The sequence below is a fragment of the Kitasatospora sp. NPDC024654 genome (genome assembly GCF_055559155.1).
Genome location: NZ_JBVHLF010000006.1, coordinates 85,891 through 107,218, shown reverse-complemented (window position 1 = coordinate 107,218; position 21,328 = coordinate 85,891). Strand labels below are relative to the sequence as shown.

Annotated in this window: 17 protein-coding genes, 1 tRNA gene and 1 pseudogene; 9 read left to right on the top strand and 10 right to left on the bottom strand. The window is 73.4% G+C overall.

What is annotated here, in order from left to right; translation table 11 throughout:
- Positions 1 to 97 precede the first annotated feature (97 nt).
- Complete coding sequence (locus ACZ38L_RS05820) at positions 98 to 526, bottom strand: response regulator (protein ID WP_465689701.1); 429 nt, start codon at positions 524 to 526, stop codon at positions 98 to 100.
- Between the two features lie 166 nt (positions 527 to 692).
- On the opposite strand from ACZ38L_RS05820, the gene ACZ38L_RS05815 reads away from it, so the two are divergent.
- Positions 693 to 764 (top strand) — tRNA-Arg (locus tag ACZ38L_RS05815).
- A 68-nt stretch (positions 765 to 832) separates the two neighbouring features.
- Positions 833 to 1,342: a hypothetical protein gene (locus tag ACZ38L_RS05810; RefSeq protein ID WP_465689584.1), complete on the top strand. Its 510-nt coding sequence runs from the start codon at positions 833 to 835 to the stop codon at positions 1,340 to 1,342.
- Positions 1,343 to 1,465: 123 nt separating this feature from the next.
- Here ACZ38L_RS05810 and ACZ38L_RS05805 read toward each other — a convergent pair whose 3' ends face one another.
- The 3 genes from ACZ38L_RS05805 to ACZ38L_RS05795 form a co-directional block, all read right to left on the bottom strand.
- Complete coding sequence (locus ACZ38L_RS05805; RefSeq protein WP_465689582.1) at positions 1,466 to 2,461, bottom strand: trypsin-like serine peptidase; 996 nt, start codon at positions 2,459 to 2,461, stop codon at positions 1,466 to 1,468.
- A 295-nt stretch (positions 2,462 to 2,756) separates the two neighbouring features.
- Positions 2,757 to 4,298 (bottom strand): MFS transporter, encoded by a 1,542-nt coding sequence (locus ACZ38L_RS05800; RefSeq protein ID WP_465689580.1) that lies wholly within the window; start codon positions 4,296 to 4,298, stop codon positions 2,757 to 2,759.
- 245 nt (positions 4,299 to 4,543) lie between these two features.
- A complete protein-coding gene (locus tag ACZ38L_RS05795; RefSeq protein ID WP_465689578.1) occupies positions 4,544 to 6,289 on the bottom strand; it encodes a DUF885 domain-containing protein in 1,746 nt (581 codons plus the stop codon).
- Between the two features lie 174 nt (positions 6,290 to 6,463).
- Here ACZ38L_RS05795 and ACZ38L_RS05790 point away from each other — a divergent pair, with 174 nt between their 5' ends.
- Positions 6,464 to 7,255, top strand: coding sequence for a TetR/AcrR family transcriptional regulator (locus ACZ38L_RS05790; protein ID WP_465689576.1), 792 nt, complete (start codon positions 6,464 to 6,466; stop codon positions 7,253 to 7,255).
- Positions 7,256 to 7,303: 48 nt separating this feature from the next.
- Here the strand turns inward: ACZ38L_RS05790 and ACZ38L_RS05785 are convergent, their stop codons facing one another.
- The 3 genes and pseudogenes from ACZ38L_RS05785 to ACZ38L_RS05775 all read right to left on the bottom strand — a co-directional run.
- Positions 7,304 to 8,170 (bottom strand): fumarylacetoacetate hydrolase family protein, encoded by an 867-nt coding sequence (locus ACZ38L_RS05785; RefSeq protein ID WP_465689574.1) that lies wholly within the window; start codon positions 8,168 to 8,170, stop codon positions 7,304 to 7,306.
- 155 nt (positions 8,171 to 8,325) lie between these two features.
- Positions 8,326 to 9,540 (bottom strand): serine/threonine-protein kinase, encoded by a 1,215-nt coding sequence (locus tag ACZ38L_RS05780; RefSeq protein ID WP_465689572.1) that lies wholly within the window; start codon positions 9,538 to 9,540, stop codon positions 8,326 to 8,328.
- A gap of 233 nt (positions 9,541 to 9,773) precedes the next feature.
- Positions 9,774 to 10,004, bottom strand: a pseudogene (locus ACZ38L_RS05775) (hypothetical protein); the annotation flags it as partial.
- Positions 10,005 to 10,225: 221 nt separating this feature from the next.
- On the opposite strand from ACZ38L_RS05775, the gene ACZ38L_RS05770 reads away from it, so the two are divergent.
- From ACZ38L_RS05770 to ACZ38L_RS05760, 3 genes are read left to right on the top strand one after another with little or no spacing between them, the layout of a single operon-like run.
- Entirely contained in the window at positions 10,226 to 11,704 is a 1,479-nt protein-coding gene (locus ACZ38L_RS05770; RefSeq protein ID WP_465689570.1) for an FAD/NAD(P)-binding protein, read from the top strand.
- A complete protein-coding gene (locus tag ACZ38L_RS05765) occupies positions 11,605 to 12,018 on the top strand; it encodes a hypothetical protein (RefSeq protein ID WP_465689568.1) in 414 nt (137 codons plus the stop codon). The genes ACZ38L_RS05770 and ACZ38L_RS05765 overlap by 100 nt, the downstream gene beginning before the upstream one ends.
- A 20-nt stretch (positions 12,019 to 12,038) precedes the next feature.
- Positions 12,039 to 14,342, top strand: a complete 2,304-nt coding sequence (locus tag ACZ38L_RS05760; RefSeq protein WP_465689566.1) for an FdhF/YdeP family oxidoreductase — start codon at positions 12,039 to 12,041, stop codon at positions 14,340 to 14,342.
- A gap of 33 nt (positions 14,343 to 14,375) precedes the next feature.
- Here ACZ38L_RS05760 and ACZ38L_RS05755 read toward each other — a convergent pair whose 3' ends face one another.
- Positions 14,376 to 15,890: a C40 family peptidase gene (locus ACZ38L_RS05755; RefSeq protein ID WP_465689564.1), complete on the bottom strand. Its 1,515-nt coding sequence runs from the start codon at positions 15,888 to 15,890 to the stop codon at positions 14,376 to 14,378.
- 365 nt (positions 15,891 to 16,255) lie between these two features.
- Here ACZ38L_RS05755 and ACZ38L_RS05750 point away from each other — a divergent pair, with 365 nt between their 5' ends.
- Both ACZ38L_RS05750 and ACZ38L_RS05745 read left to right on the top strand, forming a co-directional pair.
- The gene (locus ACZ38L_RS05750) at positions 16,256 to 17,428 is read left to right on the top strand and encodes an inorganic phosphate transporter (RefSeq protein WP_465689562.1); all 1,173 of its coding nucleotides are present in this window, start codon (positions 16,256 to 16,258) and stop codon (positions 17,426 to 17,428) included.
- 14 nt (positions 17,429 to 17,442) lie between these two features.
- The gene (locus ACZ38L_RS05745; RefSeq protein WP_465689560.1) at positions 17,443 to 17,679 is read left to right on the top strand and encodes a hypothetical protein; all 237 of its coding nucleotides are present in this window, start codon (positions 17,443 to 17,445) and stop codon (positions 17,677 to 17,679) included.
- A gap of 62 nt (positions 17,680 to 17,741) precedes the next feature.
- Here ACZ38L_RS05745 and ACZ38L_RS05740 read toward each other — a convergent pair whose 3' ends face one another.
- Complete coding sequence (locus tag ACZ38L_RS05740; RefSeq protein ID WP_465689699.1) at positions 17,742 to 19,295, bottom strand: MDR family MFS transporter; 1,554 nt, start codon at positions 19,293 to 19,295, stop codon at positions 17,742 to 17,744.
- 166 nt (positions 19,296 to 19,461) lie between these two features.
- On the bottom strand, positions 19,462 to 20,046 hold the full coding sequence (locus ACZ38L_RS05735; RefSeq protein ID WP_465689558.1) for a MarR family winged helix-turn-helix transcriptional regulator: 585 nt from the start codon (positions 20,044 to 20,046) through the stop codon (positions 19,462 to 19,464).
- A 222-nt stretch (positions 20,047 to 20,268) separates the two neighbouring features.
- On the opposite strand from ACZ38L_RS05735, the gene ACZ38L_RS05730 reads away from it, so the two are divergent.
- A partial coding sequence (locus tag ACZ38L_RS05730; RefSeq protein ID WP_465689556.1) for an ABC-2 transporter permease occupies positions 20,269 to 21,328 on the top strand: 1,060 nt, incomplete at its 3' end.

Sequence of the window (21,328 nt, the reverse complement as noted above, 5' to 3'; positions counted from 1 at the left end):
GCGAGAGGCGGCACGGCCCGGCCACTCGGCCACCCGTTGAGACGGTTCGATCCACGGTGGCGTTCGCTGAGGGCGAAACACCGGCCCCTGCCCCCGGCTACCCCCGGAGCCCTCCGGCCCCTTCGCCGAAGCCGTACGCGAACCCGTCCCCGTCCCGCATCCGCAGGGTCAGCAGCCGGCGGACCAGCTCCACCAGGTCACCCGGGTCGAACGGCTTGGCCAGATAGCCGTCCACCCCCACCGACTCGCCGCGGGCCAGGTCCGCCGGCGTACAGGCACTGACGATCGCGATCGGCAACCGCGCGGTCTCCGGCCGGGCGCGCAGCCGGGCCGCCGTCCGCAGCCCGTCCAGCCTGGGCATCATCACGTCGAGCGTCACGACGTCCGGGGCTATTCGGTGGACCACCTCCAGGCACTCGGCACCGTCGGCCGCGGTCACCACCTCGAAGCCCTCCAGCTCCAGGTTGACCCTGATCAGCCGGCGGATCACCTCGCTGTCGTCCACCACGAGGACCCGCCCGGACACACCCGACACCCCACCGAGACTACGGCCGCCCGCCCCCGCCCGTCCGGCCTTTGCGCACTTCCGCCGCCCCCGCCGCACCCCACCCGGGAAACCCCTGCACGGACCACCCCACCGAGCTGGTAATGTTCTCCACGTCGCCGAGAACGCGGCAAGCACCACCAAGCAGGCCCCCGTAGCTCAGGGGATAGAGCACCGCCCTCCGGAGGCGGGTGCGTAGGTTCGAATCCTACCGGGGGCACTTCGCAAGAAGTGCAACTAAGGCCCAGGTCAGCTGACCTGGGCCTTTTTCATGACTTCGGGGGGCGCATGAGCCGAGACGGCGAACCGCCGGCGCACCACTCCCAGAGCCGCCGGTTCCGAACGGACTGGCAGAACCGGGCCAAGGCCGTCGCCGCGGGCGGATTCGTCCTCGCCCTCGCCATCGGCCCGCCGCTCAGTGCCCTCGGCCAACTGTGGACCAGCCGCTCGCCCTTCGTCCTCGGCGAGCTGCTGGGCATCGCCCCGTTCGTCCTGCTCGGCGCGCATCTGGCCCGCGGCGCGCTGCAGAGCACCACCGTCGACGCGCACGGCATCAGCTTCGGGCAGCCGCTCGGCCGTCGGCGGTCCTGGCGTTGGACAGAGCTCACGGCGGTCGGCGTCCGGGAAGTCGTCCGGGCCGACGGCGGGTTCCGGTACATCGCCCTCCGGACCGCCGACGGCAGGACCGTCGACCTCCCGGCCCCCGTCAGCCTCGGCCGCTCCCCCGCCCCGGACTTCCCCCGGAACGCGGCGACCATCGAGGCCCTCTGGTTCGCCGGCGGCGGCAGCACCTCCTGACAGTCCGCCCGTGGCCGGTCAGGCCGCTCCGGGCGGATCGCCGGCTTCCGCGTTCGACGCGTGAGCATGGGCGAGCCCTCCCGCCGGGGGGATGGGAGGGCTCGTCGGTCTGGGGGGTGACGGTCAGGAGGAGGACTGGGACTCGGCGGTCTGGTAGAGGCCGGCGATCGTCTGGTCGAAGTACGCGCTGTACGAGACGTCCGGGGTGTCGCCGCCCTGCTGGTAGCCGCCGATGACGCCGATGACCGCGCCGGTGGAGGTGTCGATCCAGGGGCCGCCGCTGGTTCCGCCGGCGTAGGCCGGGCAGGCGATCTGCCGCTGGTAGGTGCTGAACTGGCTGGTGGCGTTGGTGCACAGGGACGGGTCGTCGCCGTTGTTGTTGTAGCCGTAGAGGCGGACGCTGTCCGTGAAGGCGGCGTTCAGGCCGATCGGGTTGGCGCCGACCACGTCCTGGACCTGCTGGCCGCTGCTGTTGGGGCCCAGCTCCAGGAAGGCGAAGTCCTCGTCGGTGTCGCCGTTCTGGCTCCAGCCGCTGGTGGTGAAGATCTTGGTGACCGGCCAGCTGCCGAACGGCGCGTTGCCCTCGCGGTAACCGGGCACGAAGCTGACGCCCTGGGTGGAGGACAGGCAGTGGGCCGCGGTGAGGATCAGGTTGTGGCCCGGGCTGGGCACCACGCTGGCGGTGCAGAAGTGGTTGCCGGGGCCGACGCTGCCGCTGAAGAGCGCGCCCACCCGGTTGGACTCGGGGCCGGCCGGGGCGATCACCGTGGTGTCGGGCGTCAGGTTCGGCGCGGCGGCAGGCGTGGGCGAGGAGGAGGGGGACGGCGAGGAGGAAGGGGACGGCGAGGGGGAGGCCGAAGAGCTGGGGGTGGCGGAAGGCGAGGGGGACGGCGAGCCGGCGGCGGCCAACGGGGAGGCCGAGGACGCGGACGGCGACGCGTGCGTGGCCGTCGCGTGGCTGGCGGTGACCGTCGGGCGGGCGAAGGCCAGCGCCTCCGGGGCGACCAGGCTGACCCCGGCGGCCGTGGCGACCAGGGCGGCGGCCATGCTGACCCCCAGCAGGATGGGACCGGGCTTGGAACGGCGCCCACGGTGCTGCCGCCGCTGCTGACTGCTCATCAGGTCAGTGCCTCCTGCCCACGATCGGTGGCCCCGGCGTCCGCCCCGGCGGTGAAGCACTGCCGGGGCGTCTGGGTATGTTCCGACTATGTCCCGGCCGAGTGGTAACGGGATGATCCTCCGCTGAGAGCCGAGTGAGAATCCACCGGCCGGACGATCACTGCCTTGATCGATTGCGAACTGCCATCATCATGCCGGAGCGAGGCGCTCCGGTGAAGGGGGGCAGGAACGGTTTTTCCCAGGTTGAGGCGGGTTCATGCCCCCGCTGGCCTGCGGGTGCGACTTCGGACGGCGGTCAGGGGTGCGCCACGGCGCGCACCGAGGAGGCCTCGCCGGTATCCTCCGCCTCACCCGGCTCGGGCCGGTGGTCGATCATCAGGAAGCCCAGCAGCGCGGCGAGCAGCAGGATGCCCAGGGCGACCGTGGTGGCCACCGTGTAGCCGTGCACCGCGGCGGCGGACTGCACCAGCGGGTCAGCTCCGTTCCGGCCGACCAGGTACGCCGTGGTGGCGCTGGCCGCGACGGTGTTGAGCAGCGCGGTGCCGATCGAACCGCCGACCTGCTGGGCGCTGTTGATGGTGGCCGAGGCCGCGCCCGTCTCGTACCGCGCGACGCCCAGGGTGGCCAGGCTCATCGACGGCATGAAGACCAGGCCCATGCCGAGGCCGAGCAGGATCTCGGCGGGCAGCACCGAGGTCAGGTACGGACTGTCCACCTGCAACCGGGTCAGCCAGGCCATCCCGGACGCGCCCAGTAGCAGGCCGGGCACGGTCAGGCGCCGGGTCGGCACCCGGGTCATCAGCCGGGACGCCACGCCGGTCGCGCTGAGCACGATCGAGACGGTCATCGGCAGGAAGGCGAGCCCGGTCAGCACCGGCGAGTACCCCTTGATCACCTGCAGGTAGTAGCTGAGGAAGAGGAACAGCCCGAACAGCCCGATCACCGCCAGACCCACCCCCAGCGCCGCGCCGCCGCGGTTGCGGTCGCGCACGACGTGCAGCGGCAGCAGCGGGTGGCCGCTGCGCCGCTCGGCGAGCACGAAGGCCACCAGCAGCAGCACGCCCAGGGCCAGGCAGAGCAGCACCAGCCAGTCGCTCCAGCCGCGCGACTCGGCCTCCGAGGTGCCGTAGACGATGGCCAGCAGCCCGCCACAGCCCAGGAACGCGCCGGGCAGGTCGAGCCGGATCCGGGCGTCCCTGGCCACCAGGTCGGTGCGCAGCAGGTAGCCGGCGGCGCAGGCGGCGGCCAGCGCGATCGGCACGTTGACGAAGAGGCACCAGCGCCAGTCCAGGTACTCGGTCAGCAGCCCGCCAGCGATCAGGCCGATCGCGCTGCCGCCGCCCGCGATCGCGCCGAAGACGCCGAACGCGGTGGCCCGCTCGCGCGGCCGGGTGAAGGTGGTGGAGAGCAGGCCCAGCGCGGACGGCGCCAGCAGCGCGCCGAAGCCGCCCTGCAGCGCACGGGAGGCGAAGAGCATCGCGGGGGAGACCGCGAAGCCGCCGAGCGCCGAGGCACTGGCGAAACCCAGCAGGCCGGTCAGGAAGGTGCGCTTGCGCCCGTAGAGGTCGCCGATCCGGCCGCCGAGCAGCAGCAGACCGCCGAAGGCCAGGGTGTAGGCGGTGATCACCCACTGCCGGTCGCCGTTGGAGATGCCCAGGTCGTGCTGGGCGGACGGGAGCGCGATGTTCACGATGGTGATGTCGAGCACGATCATCAGCTGGGCGACGGCGATCACGGCGAGCGCCCGCCAGCGGCGGGGATCGGGCCCCGGGTCGGCTGCGACCGGGGCTGCGGCTGAGGCTGAGGCTGAGGCGTCTGACGCGGGCACGGAGGACACGGGTGCACCTTCCGCCGGGGGGGTGCTGACAGTGTGCGCGAACGGCACTGCGGTCCAGCGAAGCCCTCCGGCCCGGTCAGGGGCAAATGAAAGTCTGCTTAATCGTCCGACGAATCCGAATATTTGGTACGTACTTCGACTTTCCGTGGGGTGGGGAACCGGCTCCCGGCCCCCACCACGCGCCGGGACGCGCGCGCCGGGGCTCGTCGGCGCGCCGGGGTCGGCCGACGCGCCGACGGCTTCCGTCAGAGCGCCGACAGTTCCGCGACCAGGTCGTCCAGCCCCAGCGAACCCTGCGAGAGCGCCGCCATGTGCCAGGCCTTGAGGTCGAACTCCTCGCCGCGTGCCTCGCGCGCCGCCCGGGCCGCCGCCCGGCCGCGCAGCCAGGCCCGCTCGCCGAGCTTGTAGCCGATCGCCTGGCCGGGCATGCCGAGGTAGCGGACCAGCTCGCTGTCGAGGAAGGCCGGGGCCAGGCCGCAGTAGCGGCCGAAGAACTCGCGGGCGGCGACGGGTGTCATCGCCTCGCCCGGCCGGTACGGCGAGTCGGCCGGGAAGTCCAGGCCGACGTGCATGCCGATGTCCACGATCACCCGCAGCGCGCGCATCATCTGGGCGTTCAGGTAGCCCAGCCGGTGGCCCGGGTCGGTGAGGTAGCCCAGCTCGTCCATCAGCCGTTCGGCGTAGAGCGCCCAGCCCTCCAGGTTGGCGCTCACCCCGCCCAGGCTGACCTGGTAGGTGGAGAGCCGGTCGGCGACGTAGTTCCACTGCGCCAGCTGGAGGTGGTGGCCGGGGACGCCCTCGTGGTACCAGGTGCTGACCAGGTCCCAGACCGGGAAGCTGGCCCGGCCCAGGGTGGGCAGCCAGGTCCGGCCGGGCCGGCTGAAGTCCAGCGAGGGCGCGGTGTAGTACGGCGCGGCCGCGCTGCCGGGCGGAGCGAGCCGGGACTCCACCCGGGTGACCGGCTCGGCCAGGTCGAAGTGGACGCCCTGGAGGTCGTTGACCGCCTGGTCCATCAAGCCCTGCAGGAACTCCTGGACCGGCCCCTCGCCGACGATCGCCGGACCGTCGGTGTCCAGCCAGCGCATCGCCTCCATCGGGGTGCTGCCGGGCAGCACCTTCTCGGCCTCCACCCGCATCTGCGCGTCCAGGTCGCGGAACTCCGCCCAGGCCCACCGGTACGCCTCGTCCAGGTCCAGGTCGGCGCCCGTCCAGTAGCGGACGAACCGGGCGTAGCGCTCGCGGCCGATGGTGTCGGGGGTGTCGGCGGCGGCGGGCTGGTAGACCTCGGCCATCCAGTCGCGCAGCTCGGCCAACTTGCCGGCGACCGCGACCGCGACGTCGGTCAGCCCGCCACGCAGCCCCTCCGGTGCCGGGGCCACCAGGACGCCGAACCAGCCGGCCGCCCGGCCCGCCTCGCCGGCCGCCGGGTCGGCCGCCAGCCACTCGGCGAGCTGGCCGATCACCGTCTCGACCTGGCGCGGGCCGGAGAGCAGGCCGCGCTCGATGCCCTCGGCCAGGGTGGCACGGTACTGGTCGAGGGCCAGCGGGATCCGGGCCAGCCGGCGGCCGAGCCGCGCCCAGTCCTCGGCGGTGTCGGTCGGCAGCAGCGTGAAGACCTCCCGCAGGTTGTGCAGCGGGGAGCCGAGGTTGCGGACCGCGCGCAGCTCCTCGCCGGCGTCGTGCACGGCGAGCTCGGCGGTGAGCCGCTCGCGCAGCAGCCGGGCGCAGCGCCGCTCGGCCTGCGGGTCGGCGGCCGACGCGATCCGACCGGCCGCCTCCGCCTCCTCCAGCTCCGCCAGCGTGCGGCGGGCGAGGTCGGCCAGTGCGGCGAGGCCGGCCGGGGAGAGGTCGGGCAGCCTGTCGTCCTCCGGGTTCAGCCCGAGGTAGACGGCCGTGAGCGGGTCGAGGTCGGCGAGCGCGTGGACGTACGCGTCGGCGATCCGCCGCGGGGTGGCGCCGTCGGCGCCCAGCGAGTTCGGTTCGTCAGCCATCCGGACATCCTTTCGCAGCACGGTCCGTTTGCAAGAGCCTTTTGGTGGTGTCCGAGGCGAACTACCAGCCGGAACCCCCAAGTCGGCAGGTGGCTGGAGGTCGGTCGGCCGCCGGTCGGCCGCCGCCGGTCGGCGGGGGTCCCAGGGCGGCCCGGCGGCACTACGCTGACCGGCATGGATGCCACCGAGACCGGCCTGGAAGCCACCGGACGGGCGGCGGAGGCGGCCGCGCCGGCCGCCGGGGACCCGCCACGGCCGCGCCGCGCCGGGTACCGGCGGTTGCCGGTGCAGCAGCGCCGCGAGCAGCTGATCGCGGTGGCGCTGGAGCTGTTCAGCGCCCGGCCGCCGGAGGAGGTCAGCCTGGACGACGTCGCCGAGGCCTCCGGCGCCTCCCGTCCGCTGGTCTACCGGTACTTCGCCGGCGGCAAGCAACAGCTCTACGAGGCCGCGCTGCGGTCCGCGGCGCAGGAGCTGACCAGCCGGTTCACCGTGCCGGCACGCGGCACCCCGAGCGAGCAGCTGGCCGCCGTACTGGACCGGTACTTCTCCTTCGTCGCCGAGCACGACGCCGGCTACGGCGCGCTGCTGCGCGGCGGCTCGGTGGTGGAGACGGCTCGGACCACCGCGATCGTGGACGAGGTGCGCCGAGCCGCGCTCCGGCGCACACTGCGCTACATGGGCGTGCGGGAGGCCGGACCGCGCCTGACCCTGCTGGTCCGGTCGTGGATCTCGGTGGTCGAGGCGTCCTCGCTGACCTGGCTGGACGAGGGGCAGCAGATACCCCGGCAGGAGCTGCGGGACTGGCTGGTGGACGAGTTCCTGGCGATGACCGCGGCCACCGCGCGGCACGACCCGCAGACCGCCGAGGTGCTGGCGGGGCTGCTCGCGCTGGAGACGACGGACGGGCCGGCGGACCGGCTGCTGGCCGGGTTCCGCGGGCGGTCGGTGGGGCCGGCCGGCGGCTAGCCCGACCCCCGTGCCCGGGGTCGGGTGACGGTCGGTGCCGGCGGGCCGTCAGGCCTTGCCGAGCACCTGGCGCTGCCGGCCGAGCCCCTCGATCTCCAGCTCCAGCACGTCACCGGGGACCAGGAACGGGGTGTCGGGGTGGCCCATCGCCACCCCGGCCGGGGTGCCGGTGCTCACCACGTCGCCGGGCTCCAGCACCATGAACTGGCTGATGTAGCGGAGCACTTCGAGCACCGGGAAGATCTGCGCGGCGGTGTTGCCGTCCTGCCGCAGTTCACCGTTGACCCAGAGCTTCAGCGGCAGGGCCTGCGGGTCCGCGACCTCGTCCGGGGTGACCAGCCAGGGGCCGAGCGGGTTGAAGGTCTCGCAACACTTGCCCTTGTCCCACTGGCCGCCGCGCTCCAGCTGGAAGGCACGTTCGGTGACGTCGTTGGAGATCGCGTAGCCCGCGATGCAGGCGGCCGCCTGCTCGTCGGTCTCCAGGTAGCGGGCCCGGCGACCGATCACCACGGCGAGCTCGATCTCGTGATCGGTCTTGGTGGCGCCGCGCGGCACCAGCACCTCGTCGTCCGGGCCGATCACGGTGTCGGTGCCCTTGAGGAAGAGCACCGGCTCGGCGGGGATCGCCGCGCCGGCCTCCTCGGCGTGGTCGCGGTAGTTGAGGCCGACGCAGACCAGCTTGCCGGGCCGGGCCACCGGCGCGCCGAACCGCAGGCCGGTGAGGTCGGCGGTGGGCAGCTCGCCCCGGGCCACGGCGGCCGCGAGTTCGGACGGGTCGAACCGGTCCGGGCCGAGCCTGGAGAGGAACGCCCCGTCGATGTCCGGGGTCAGCCCGGAGAGGTCGTACGCGGTGCCGTCCGGGCCGAGCGCGAACGGGCGCTCGGCGCCCGGCGGGCCCACTCGGAGGAGCTTCATCTGCCCATCACCACCTGTGTCGTCGCATCGTGCGGGGAAGGCCGCACACCTCCCCTGCCTATGCATCCGAGGTATATCAACGACCTCGCACCATGAACCAGAGGTGGGCCATCGGCCAGTTCCTATCAATTCATCCAAGCGGGTGAGGGGTGGAATCAGCTGCCCGTACGGTTGACAGCCCCGGGGGGCGGAGCGGGCCGGCCCAGCAGGGGAGCGAGCAGGTCGGCCGGGCAGCCGGCCGCGGGGCGGGGCAGGCGGTCGAGGCGGTGCCGGATGTCCCGGACGTCCGGGTGCTCCTCGCCGAGCGCGGCCACGCCGGCCGGGAGCAGCTCGGCCAGCAGGCAGTACGCCTGCCCGAGGTCGCCGGCCCGCTCCAGGCTCACCGCCAGGTCGTGACAGGTGCGCAGGGTCCGGCCGTCGGCCGGGCCGAAGGCGAGCGCGAACTCCGGGATCAGCGCGCGCAGCCGGACCGCCGCCTGGGCGGCCCGGCCGTCCCCCGCGGCCTGCCAGGCGTCGTCCGCTCGGCGGCGCAGTGCCCGGATCCCGTCCGCCGCCGCGGCCAGCCGGCGGCGCACCTCCTCCGCGTCCGTGGGGCGGTCCGCCGGGTCCTTGGCCAGCAGCTCCAGCACCAGGTCGGCGAGGCCGGCCGGCAGTCCGGCGGGGCGCGGCGGCGGCTCGTCCAGGTGCTGGGTCATCAGGCCGACCTGGCTGGTGGAGGTGAACGGGCGACCGCCGGTGAACAGCTCGTACAGCACGCAGCCGACCGCGTAGAGGTCGGAACGGACCGTGCCCGGCTCGCCGCGCCAGCGCTCGGGGGCCAGGTAGCGGGCGCTGCCGATCACCGAACCCTCGGTGGTGAGGCCGTCCCGGTTGTCGTCGATCTGCGCGATGCCGAAGTCGAGCACCTTGACGACGGCGTGGTCCGGGCCGACCAGCATGATGTTCTCGGGCTTGACGTCCCGGTGGATCACCCGGCCGGCGTGCGCCGCGCCGAGCGCCCGGCAGAGCTGCTGCCCCCAGTCCAGGGCGCGCGGCAGGTCGGGCCTCCCGGCGGCGATCACGGCGGCCAGGGTCGCGCCGTTCAGCAGCTCCATCACCAGGTAGCTGAACCGCTCGCCGTCGGCGTCGGCCTCGCCGACGTCGAGGACCACCACGATGTTGGGGTGGCTGAGCGGGGCCAGCACCTCCACCTCGCGGCGCAGGCGGATGACGTCGGTGCCGCCGCCGGCCACGCCGTGGTGGCGGAGGGTCTTGACGGCGACCTGGCGGCCGACGCGGTGGTCGTAGGCCTCCCAGACCACGCCGAACCCACCTCGGCCGAGCTCGCCGATCAGCAGGTAGCGGCCGCCCAGTACTGTTCCGGCTCTCATCCGTCCCCTTCGCTCCCCCGGCCCACGGCTCCGCGGCCGGCGCCGGCCGCGGGGACGGCGAGGTGCCGGCGGCCCGGCGGCCGGCGCCGAGCGCGGGCCACCAGTGTCGCGGACGCGCCGGGCGGGGTCCCGGGAAACGGTCAACTTCCCTGGGACGTGGGCGAATCGTCAGCTACCGTACGCCGGGCGGCAAGGGCGCGGCCACGTGCGCGGCGGCCGGCGGCGGGAGACGCTCAGGCCTGGAACGCGATCAGTTGGTGCCGGTCCCGCTCCGCGCGCTCGGCCCTCGCCGCCTTCTCCGCGTCGCGGCGGGCCACCTCCGCCCGCATCAGCGGGATCACCTGGCGGCCGAAGTCGATGGTGTCGTCCAGCAGGTGGTAACCCCGGGCGGAGAGGATGTCCACACCGAGGTCGTAGTAGTCGAGCAGCGCCTCGGCGACCGTCTCCGGGGTGCCGACCAGGGCGTACAGCTGATCAGCCGGAGAACCAGGTCAGCCGCGACACGCCGCCGACCACACCCGACCGAAGTCGGTGTGGTCGCGGGTGGCCAGGGGCTGACCGGCATTCATGCCCCAAGTTGAGCAGTGCTCGCGGCAGTTCGTCAACCACTCGTCAGCGGCGCGGGCCGGGCGTAGCGTCCAGGCCGGCACTGGAGCACTCCCGCCGCGTTGAGGGACGCGGCCGCGTGACGGCGTACGGCATCGGACACCGCGGTGTCCTTCCCTGCCCGCATCGCCACCCGTCGCATCCAGCCCTGGAGCCCCGCGGATGGCCACGCCCACCCACCCTCCCTCCCACCCTGGCGATCACCGGCGCCGGCCCGCGCGGCACCGGTCTGCTCCTGCGGATCGCCGCCAACGCCGACGAACTCCTGTCCGCCTACCAGGAGTTGCGCATCATGGACTGGGTGTTCCGCCGCGCGACGGCCGAACTGCCAGAACGGATCACGCTCACCGTGCACCGCGCGGCGGCGGTGGCACTGACCGGCCCGCCGGACGGACCGCAGACCGTGACACTGTTCCCCGGCACCCAACTGTTCGCGGACCAGGTGGTGTTGGCACTCGGCCAGCTGAACCACGAGCCCGAGCCGGATCAACTCCACGCCGAAATAGCGGAGTTCGCCGCCCGGCACGGCCGCCTCCACCTCCCGCCCGGCATCGCGACAGAGACCGAGCTGGACCGGATCGCCCCGGGCGAGCACCTCGTGCCGCGCGGCTTCGGGTTGGCCTTCGTCGACCTGGTGGTGCTGCTGACCGAGGGCCGTGGCGGTCGGTTCGAGGACCACCCTGACGGCTCCAAGACCTACCACCCGTCCGGGCGCGAGCCGGTGATCCACGTCGGCTCGCGGCGCGGCGTGCCGTACCACGCCAAGACCGGCTACCGGCCGCAGGGCCCGCCCGCCCCGCTCCCCCGCTACTTCGGCCCGGACACCACCGAGCGCCTCTCCGCCCGCCCGGGACCACTCGAACTGCGACGCGACCTCTGGCCGTTGATGGCCAAGGAGATCGGCTTCGGCTACTACCACGAGCTGTTCCACGCCCACCCCGAGCGGACCGCGCTGCCCTGGGCCGAGTTCCTGGCCGGCTACGACCGCGCCGACTGGTACGGGCCGCGGCTCGCCGCGCTGATCGCCACCGCCGTCCCCGACCCGGCCGACCGGCTGGACTTCGAGCGCCTCGACCACCCCCTCGACGGCCTGCGCTTCGCCGACCCGGAGGAGTTCCAGGCCCGGCTGCGCGGCTACCTGCGCGCGGACGCCGACCGCCGGGCCGACCCGGCGCACAGCGCCGACCTCGGCGCGTTCCTGGCCCTGCTCTCGGTCCACGGCCGGCTTCCGACGCTGGCCGGCCGGCTCACCGCCCGGTCCGCCGCCGAGGAGCTGGACGGCTGGTGGCAGGGGTTCTTCAGCTTCCTCGCCTCCGGGCCGCCCGACTTCCGGCTGCGTGAGCTGCTGGCGCTCTCCGAGGCGGGGTGGTCCGGTTCCTCGGTGCCCGACTGCGGATCGAGCCGGACGAGGCCACCGGCACCTTTCGAGCCTCGAGCCCGAGCGTGCCGGGGCACGGCGTGGCCGCCACCGCCCTGGTCGAGGCCTCCCTGCCGCGCCCGGCGCCGGCCCGATCAGGCGATCCGCTGCTGCGCGAGCTGCGCCGGGCCGGCGCGCTGACCGAGGAGGTGCTGACCGACCCGGCCCCCGACCCCTGGCGCGCGCCCGGCCACCCGCACCGTTCCGGCCTGCTCGCGGTGGACGCGGCCGGCCGGCTGCTCGACCCGCGCCTCGGCGGCGCCCCGCACCCACGCCGCACCGCACTCGGTCCGCACACCACCGCGCGCGACGCCGCCGCCTTCGCCCGCCCGGGCACCGACGCCCCCGCGTTCCGGCAGAACGACGCCGTCGCCCGGGCGCTGCTGACCGCGCTCTCCGAAACGGCCCGCCGGAATGGAAGGATGGAGGCCGGGCTGACGACGACGCCGCCCTGATCGAGCTGGAGGTGGGAGTCATGGCCAAGCAGGCCCCGCAGAGCGACCCGGCGCAGGACGCGCCCGTGGTGAGCGCTCCACACCACGCGGCCGCCGGGCTGCCCGCCGTCGGGCACAGCCTGCGGATGGCCGGCGAGCAGATGAGCGCCCGCCGGACGCTCGCCACCCTGCTCAAGGTCAACCAGCCCGACGGCTTCGACTGCCCCGGCTGCGCCTGGCCGGAGCCCGACAAGCCGCACACCGCCGAGTTCTGCGAGAACGGCGCCAAGGCGGTGGCCGAGGAGGCCACCGAGCGGCGGATCACCGCGGAGTTCTTCGCCACCCACTCGGTGGCCGAGCTGGCCGAGCGCTCCGGCTACTGGCTGGGCCAGCAGGGCCGGCTCACCGAGCCGATGCTGCTGGCCGAGGGCGCGACCCACTACACCCCGGTGAGCTGGGACAAGGCCTTCACGATCATCGCCGAGGAGCTCGCCGGGCTGGACTCCCCCGACGGCGCCGCCTTCTACACCTCGGGCCGGACCAGCAACGAGGCCGCCTTCGCCTACCAGCTGTTCGCCCGCCGACTGGGCACCAACAACCTGCCGGACTGCTCCAACATGTGCCACGAGTCCTCCGGCTCGGCGCTGGTGGAGACGCTCGGGGTGGGCAAGGGCAGCGTCCACCTGAAGGACCTCCACCAGGCCGACCTGATCATCGTGGCCGGCCAGAACCCGGGCACCAACCACCCCCGGATGCTCTCCGCGCTGGAGCGGGCCAAGCGGGCCGGCGCGACCGTCGTCAGCGTCAACCCGTTGCCGGAGGCGGGCCTGGAACGCTTCAAGAACCCGCAGCACGCACGCGGCCTGGCCGGTAACGGCACCAAGCTGACCGACCTCTTCCTGCAGATCCGGCTCGGCGGCGACCTGGCGCTCTTCCGCGCCCTCAACCAGCTACTGCTGGCCGCCGAGGACGCCCGGGGCGGCGTACTGGACCGGGAGTTCATCGCCGAGCACTGCCTGGGCTTCGAGGAGTGGGCCGCCGAGGCGAAGCGGACGGACCGTCAGGAGGTGCTGGCCGCCACGGGTCTGCCGTTCGAGCAGATCGAGGAGCTGGCCCGGCTGGTGCTCCGCTCGAAGAAGGTCATCGTCTGCTGGGCGATGGGCCTGACCCAGCACAAGCACGCCGTGCCGACCATCCGCGAGGTGGTCAACTTCCTTCTGCTGCGCGGCAATGTCGGCCGCCCGGGGGCGGGGGTGTGTCCGGTTCGCGGCCACAGCAACGTGCAGGGTGACCGCACGATGGGCATCTTCGAGCGTCCGGCGCCGGCCTTCCTGGACGCGCTGGAACGGGAGTTCGACTTCGCGCCGCCCCGGCACCACGGCTACGACGTGGTGGAGACGATCCGCGCGATGCGGGACGGCCGGGTCAGGGTGTTCTTCGCGATGGGTGGCAACTTCGTCGCGGCCAGCCCGGACACCCTGGTCACCGAGGCCGCACTGCGGCGCTGCCGGCTGACCGTGCACGTCTCCACCAAGCTCAACCGCTCGCACGTGGTGACCGGCGCCCGGGCGCTGATCCTGCCCACCCTGGGCCGCACCGACCGGGACCGCACCGACGCAGGCGACCAGTTCGTCACGGTCGAGGACTCGATGGGCATGGTGCACTCCTCACGGGGACGGCTGCGCCCGCCGGCCCCCGGGCTGCTCTCCGAGGTGGCCATCGTCTGCCGGCTGGCCAGGGCCGCGCTCGGGGCCGACGACCCGACGCCGTGGGAGGAGTTCGCGCAGTCGTACGACCTGATCCGGGACCGGATCGCCCGGGTGGTGCCGGGCTTCACGGACTTCAACACCAGGGTCCGCGCCCCCGGTGGCTTCGCGCTGCCGCACGGCCCGCGTGACAGCCGGACCTTCCCGACCAGCACCGGCAAGGCCAACTTCACGGTCAACCCGCTGACCGCGCCCGAGGTCCCGGCCGGGCGGCTGCTGCTCCAGACGCTGCGCTCGCACGACCAGTACAACACCACGATCTACGGCCTGGACGACCGCTACCGGGGCATCACCGGCGGCCGTCGGGTGGTGTTGGTCAACCCGGCCGACGCCGCCGAGCTGGGCCTGGTCGAGGGCGGCTACACCGACCTGGTGGGCGAGTGGCACGACGGCGTCGAGCGCCGGGCACCGCACTTCAAGGTGGTGCACTACCCGGTCGCCCGCGGCGGGGCGGCGGCGTACTACCCGGAGACCAACGTGCTGGTGCCGCTGGACTCCACGGCCGACATCAGCAACACACCGACCTCGAAGGCCGTCCTGATCCGCTTCGAACCGGACTCGGGCCTGCCCGTCGGCTGACACCGCGACGGGCCCGCCCAGCACCCGGCCCGCTCAGCGGCCCTCGGGCGCGGGTGAACCCGAGGCGCTCGGCGAGCTGGAACCGGACGGCGAGGCCGAGGCCGGCCCGCTCGGCGTCGGACCGCCCGAGGCGCCGGCGCTCGGCGACGCCGTCGGCGTGGCGGACGGGCCGGGCGAGGCCGGCGCGGGTCCGCTAGGCGCGGGCGAGGCACCGGACGGTGCCGGCCCCGCCGGCCCGCCCGGCTGCGGCTTCGGCTGCTGCGCGGCCGGCGGTGCCGCCGGCGGCGGCGTGACCGTCGGCAGCCCCGGGGTGTTGCCCGGTGCGATCGGGGTCGGTGCGTCGGCGGCCTGGGCCAGCCCGGCGGGCACCGTCCAGGCGCCGCCACGGTCGTCCGCCCCGTCCTGCGGGTCCGGCCGGACCGCGCCCAGGATCGGCGCCATGCCGATCGGCGAGACCCGCACCACCGCACCGGTGTGCGGCGCCTGCACCACCAGCCCACCGCCGATGTACATCGCCACGTGGTCGGCGTCCGCGTAGTAGATCACCAGGTCGCCGGGGCGCAGCTGGTTGAGCGGCACGTGGGTCAGCTCGGCCCACTGGTCCTGGCTGGTGCGCGGGATCGTGACACCCGCGTGCAGCCAGGCCTGCGAGGTCAGCCCGGAACAGTCGAAGGAGTCCGGCCCGATCGCCCCCCAGACGTACGGCTTGCCGAGCTGGGCGAGCGCGTAGGCGACCGCCTGCCGCCCGGCCGCCGAGGGGGTGCGCTCGCCCCGGCCGAGCGCACCGGAGGCGAGGAAGGCCAGCTGGGCCTGGTCCACCTGCTGCTGCTCCAGCTGTTCCAGCTCGGACTGCTGGGCACCGGTGAGCGAGGAGACCACCTGTTCGACACCGGCCAGCTGCTGCGCGATCGCGGTCTTGTTCTGGTTCTGCTGGTCGAGCAGCGCCTGCGAGTCGGCGAGTGCCGCCTGGGACTCCTTCTGCAGCTGCTGCAGGCTGGCCTGGGCCGCCTTGAGCTGGCCGATGAAGGCCGCCTGCGAGCGCCCGGCGGCGCTGAGCAGCGCGCCGAGCTGGACCGCCTGGTACGGGTCCTTGGTGAGCAGCAGTTCACCGAAGGCCGAGAGGCCGTCGTTCTGGTACTGGTCGGCGGCGAGTTCGGCGGCCACGTCCATCCCGGTGTCCACCACCTGCTGCTGGGCGGCGAGCTTGCCGTTCAGCGTCGCCAGGTCGCTCTGCTGGCTCGCCAGCTTGGCCGCGGTGGCGTTGTACTGCTCGGTGGCGGCCTCGGCGTTCTGGTAGAGCGTGTGGATGGTGGTCAGCAACGGTCCCAGGGTGGCCTCGGCGCCGGCCAGCGGGTTGTCCCCCGGCGAGAGCGAGACCGCGAGCGCGCCGCCCGGTGCCGCGTCACCCACCGCGTACGCCGCCTGGCTGCCCAGCGGCACTGCCAGCGCGGCCACCGCGAGCAGTGCCCCGCAGCGCACCGCCGCCCGCAGCCACGGCTTGCGGCCCGCACCAGCCCCGACCACGCGATTCCGCAGCTCGGCCCGCATCGGCCCGCCTCCCCCGCTCCGCCGGCCGGTCCGGCCGGGCCCTCCCCTGTCCCGCCGGTGACGGGTCCCCGCTGATCCTGCCACGGAGACCCGTGGGTCCGGCAGGGGACCCACCCGCCCTCTGACGAATTCTCAGCTTCGGCGACCACCGTGACACATATCTCAGAATTCCGTCATCAATTGGGGCACTCTGCACGAAAGCGCTGGTCACCCCGGGTCTGGACATCTTGTGGAAGCTCTGTGGAAAGATGTCCGACATCAACGGAACCGGGCAGACCCGGTCAGTTCACCTTCCGTTAACCCGCTCTCCCTACCGTCGCGCCTGAGCGACGGAACAGACCGTCAACTACGACGATTGTTTGGGTATGGAACACATCACGTTCCTGGTGGCAGTTGTGATCATCACAGCGCTCGCCTTCGACTTCACGAACGGCTTCCACGACACCGCCAATGCGATGGCCACCTCCATCGCCACCGGCGCGCTGCGGCCCAGAGTCGCCGTCGCCATCTCCGCAGTCCTCAACTTCGCCGGGGCCTTCCTCTCGGTGAAGGTCGCGAGCACGATCTCCGGGGGCATCGTCAACGAGAAGGCCGGCGTCCACCCCGCGGTGATCTTCGCCGCGCTGGTCGGCGCCATCCTCTGGAACCTGCTCACCTGGCTGCGCGGCCTGCCGTCCAGCTCCTCGCACGCGCTGTACGGCGGCCTGATCGGCGCCACCCTCGTCGGGGCCGGCCTGCACGCGGTGAACTTCACCACCGTGGTCACCAAGATCCTGCTCCCGGCCGTCGCCTCCCCGATCGTCGCCGGGCTGGCCGCCTGGGGCGCCACCAAGGCCGCCTACCTGATCACCCGGCGGGCCGGCGAGCGGACCGCCACCAAGGGCTTCCGGACCGGCCAGATCTTCTCCTCCTCGCTGGTCTCGCTGGCCCACGGCACCAACGACGCCCAGAAGACCATGGGCGTCATCACCCTCACCCTGGTCTCGGTCGGCGCGCTGCCCAAGCACTCGCTGCCCCCGGTCTGGGTGATCGCCACCGCCGGTCTGGCCATCGCGCTCGGCACCTTCTCGGGCGGCTGGCGGATCATCCGCAGCATGGGCAAGGGCCTGACCGACGTCCAGGCGCCGCAGGGCTTCTCCGCCGAGGCGGCCACCACGGCGGTGATCCTGACCTCCTCGCACATGGGCTACGGCCTGTCCACCACCCAGGTGGTCTCCGGCGGCATCATGGGCGCCGGCCTCGGCGGCCCGAAGGGCGAGGTGCACTGGAGCATGGCCCGCCGGATGGTCTACACCTGGGGTCTGACCCTGCCCGCCGCCGCCGCGGTGGCCGGTGGTGCCGCGTTCGTCGCCGACCAGGGCACCTGGGGTGTCGTGCTGATCGGCGCCGCGCTGGTGGCCGGCTCGGCGGCGATGTGGCGGCTGTCCCGGCGCGCGCCGGTGACCGCGCACAACGTCAACGACGTCACGCCGGTCCCCGCGCCGACCACCGCGGTCGCCCCGACCCCGACCCCTGCCTCGACCACCGTCGCCGCCTGAGGAGGACGCCCGTCATGAACATCAACTGGAGCGCTCTCGCCGACACCGCCGGCGTCAGCTTCCTGGTCACCGTCGCGGCGGTCGCGGTCTTCTCGCTGGGCATCCTGGCGCTGTCCCGCCGCGAGGAGGCCGTGGCCGCCCGTGCGGCGGGCACCGGCGGCGGCGGCACGCTGGCCCTGGTCGGCGCCGGGGTCTGCTTCGCCGCCTGCGTCGCGGCGGTCAGCTACGGGCTCACCCTGATCGCCTCCTGACCCCGTGACGGAAGGGCCACCCCCGGGAAGCCGGGGGTGGCCCTTCCGTGTCGCCGGGACCGTCAGGCCTCGGCCGGCTGCTCGACGGCCGGCTGCTCGACGGCCGGCTGTGCCCTGACGGCCTGCCCCGTGCGCAGCGGCACCTCCCGGATGAACAGCACCGCCACGAACGCCAGCAGCGCGCACGGCGAGGCGAACAGGAACACCGTGGCCACCCCGTGCCCGAAGGCGTCGGTGACCAGCGGCAGCAGCGGCGCCGGCAGCTTGCTCAGGTCCGGGATGTCACCGCCGGAGAGCGCCTGGGCGCCGGCCGCCGGCAGGTGCGCGGCGGCCAGGTTCTGCGTCAGGTAGCCGCCCACCTTGTTGTTGAGCAGCGCACCGAGCGCCGAGACGCCCATCGCACCGCCCATGGTGCGGAAGAAGGTGACCGCCGAGCTGGCGGTGGCCATCTCCTGGGCGGTGACCGTGTTCTGCACCGACAGCACCAGGTTCTGCGAGGTCAGGCCGAGGCCGATGCCGGTGGCGGCCATGTAGAGCGAGAGCAGCCCGTAGCCGGTCCCCACCCGGACGCTGCCGAGCAGCGCGAAGCCCAGCGCGAGCAGGAACGTGCCGGCCACCAGGAAACCCTTCCACCGGCCGTACCGGGTGATCAGCCGGCCGGCCACCGCGGAGGCGACCGCCAGTCCGAGGATCATCGGCAGCGTCATGATGCCGGCCATGGTCGGCGTCTTGTCCTTGGCCAGCTGGAAGTACTGGCTGAGGAAGGTGGTCGCGCCGTACATCCCGACGCCGACCAGCACGCTGGCGACCGCGGCCAGGCTGACCGTCCGGTGGCGGAACAGGCTGAGCGGGATGATCGGCTCGGCGGCCCGGTTCTCGGCCAGCACGGCCAGCGCGCCGAGCGCGATCCCGCCCGTCACCATCGCCGCGGTCTGCCAGGAGAGCCAGGGGTAGTCGGTACCGGCCAGGGTGACCCAGACCATCAGCAGCGAGACCGCGCCGGCGATCAGCAGCGCGCCCAGGTAGTCGATCTTCGCCTGGCGCCTCACCACCGGCAGGTGCAGGGTCCGCTGCAGCACGATGATGGCGATCACCGAGAACGGGATCCCGACGTAGAAGCACCAGCGCCAGCCGAGCCAGCCGGTGTCCACGATGACGCCGCCGATCAGCGGGCCACCGATGGTGGCCAGCGCGAACACCGCGCCGAAGTAGCCGCTGTAGCGGCCGCGCTCGCGCGGCGGGACCATCGCCGCCAGGCAGATCTGGCCGAGCGCGACCACGCCGCCGGCGCCGACGCCCTGCAGCACCCGGCAGCCGATCAGCTCCCCGGTGTTCTGCGACAGGCCCGCCAGGGTGGACGAGACGATGTAGATCACCAGCGCGATCTGCACCAGCAGCTTCTTGCTGACCAGGTCGGAGAGCTTGCCCCAGATCGGGGTGGTGGCGGTGAGCGAGAGCAGCGCGGCGGTGATCACCCAGGTGTAGGCGGACTCGCCACCGTGCAGGTCGGTGAGGATCCGGGGCAGCGCGTTGGAGACGATGGTCGAGGAGAGCACCGCGACGAACAGGCCGAGCAGCAGCCCGGAGAGGGCTTCGAGGATCTCCCGGTGCGTCATCGGTCGGTCGTCGTGATGGTGGTGGTGGCGACCGGCTCGGTGCGCCGCTGACGAGGAGGTCATGGGAGTCCTTAGATCGTTGCCTTAGGCAACCATATAATTAATAGTTGACCTAGGCAACCTTCTGCCGGCCGCACGCCACCGCGCTCGTCCCGCCGCCGCGAATTCAGTCCTCCGGACAGGGCTCCGGCGCGGGCGCCCGTTCGGCCACCGCCGCCACCGTCTCGTTGAACCGGGCCAGCAGCACGGCGAACCGGGCGAGATCGTCCGGATCCCAGCTGCCGAGCATCTCCCGGAACACCTCCAGCCGGAGGTCGTAGGCCCGCCGGTAGCGGGCCGCCCCCTCCTCGGTGAGCGAGACCAGCGACACCCGGCCGTCCAACGGGTCGGACTCCCGGGTCACCAGGCCCAGCTCCTCCAGGGTCTTGATCTGCCGGCTGATGGTGGCCTTGCCCACCCCGAAGTACGCGCCGACGTCCGTCACCCGGACCTGGCCGACCTCCTCCAGGTGGCCGAGCATGCTGTAGGCCACGCCCTCCAGCTTGGGGTGCACCAGGCGCGACATCTCGGCGGCCCGGGCCCGACCGCGCCGGAACATCAGCGCCACCTCGCGCTCCACCGCCCGGAAGGCCTCCTCGGCCGCCCCGCCATCAACCGGGCCCGCGCCCTCGCCGTTCCGTTCGTCCACGCCCAACCGCCACTCGCCAGCCACCAGCCCGGCGCTGCTCGCCGACGCGCGATCAGTATCCACCAGCTCTCCCTTCCGGCCACGCCCCGTCGCCCAGCATGCGAACACCGGCGTGCGCCGACTGTGCGAACGACCCGAGCGGGCAACTGTTTCATGATATGAAGTATTCAGTTCGTTTACTTTTCGCCCACGCAGCCGACGCCGCTCCCGGAGCCCCCGGGGAGCACGCCCGGACCGGGCCCGGAGTGGACCCCGGAGTGGACCCCCGAGTAAAGGAGAACGCCGATGCCAGGCCGAGGTTTCACCGCGGAACTCAAGGAAGCCGTCACCCCACGCGCCGCGCTCCTGGTGCTCGGCGTGCTGTTGCTCCAGCTGGGCTTCATCACCTCGTACATCGGTGCGCTGCACCACCCGGCCCCGCACCGGCTGGCGATCGGCGTGGTCGCGCCGCCGCAGGTCAGCGACCGGATGGTGGCCGGGCTGGGGCAGCTGCCCGGCCAGGCGGTGGACGCCCGGCCGGTCGCCGACCAGGCCACCGCGGTCTCCCAGCTCAAGGACCAGCGGCTGTACGCCGCCCTGGTGGTGAACCCGTCCGGCAGCCAGGACACCCTGCTGGTCGCCGGCGCCCGTGGCGCGGCCGCCGCCGCGGCGGCCGAGCAGATCGCCACCGGGGTCGAGCAGGCCCAGGGCCGCACCGTGCGGGTCCAGGACGTGGTCCCGCTGGCACCCGGCGACGCCAAGGGCCTCTCCTCCTTCTACCTGGTGGTCGGCTGGTGCGTCGGCGGCTACCTGGTGGCCTCGATCCTGGGCATCAGCGCGGGGGCCCGGCCGGCGAACCACCCGCGCGCGCTGATCCGACTGGGGGCGCTGGCGCTCTACTCGATCGCGGCGGGTCTCGGCGGCACGCTGATCGCCGGGCCCGCGCTGGACGCCCTGCCGGGCGGGATCGCCGCCCTCTGGGGGCTGGGGAGCCTGGTGGTCTTCGCGGTCGGCGCGATCACCATGACCCTGCAGTGCCTGTTCGACCTGATCGGGATCGGGCTGGCGGTGCTGCTCTTCGTGGTGCTCGGCAACCCGAGCGCGGGCGGGGTCTATCCGCCGGCGCTGCTGCCGCCGTTCTGGCGGGCGATCGGCCGCTGGCTGCCGAACGGCGCGGGCACCGACGCGGCCCGCTCGATCAGCTACTTCGACGGCAGCGGGCTCACCGTCCCGCTGCTGGTGCTGGGGGGCCGGGGGGGGGGGGGGGGGGGGGGGGGGGGGGGGGGGGGGGGGGGGGGGGGGGGGGGGGGGGGGGGGTTCGTCCCGTTCACCTCCTCGTCCTTTTTCTTGTTTTGGCGGGCGGCTA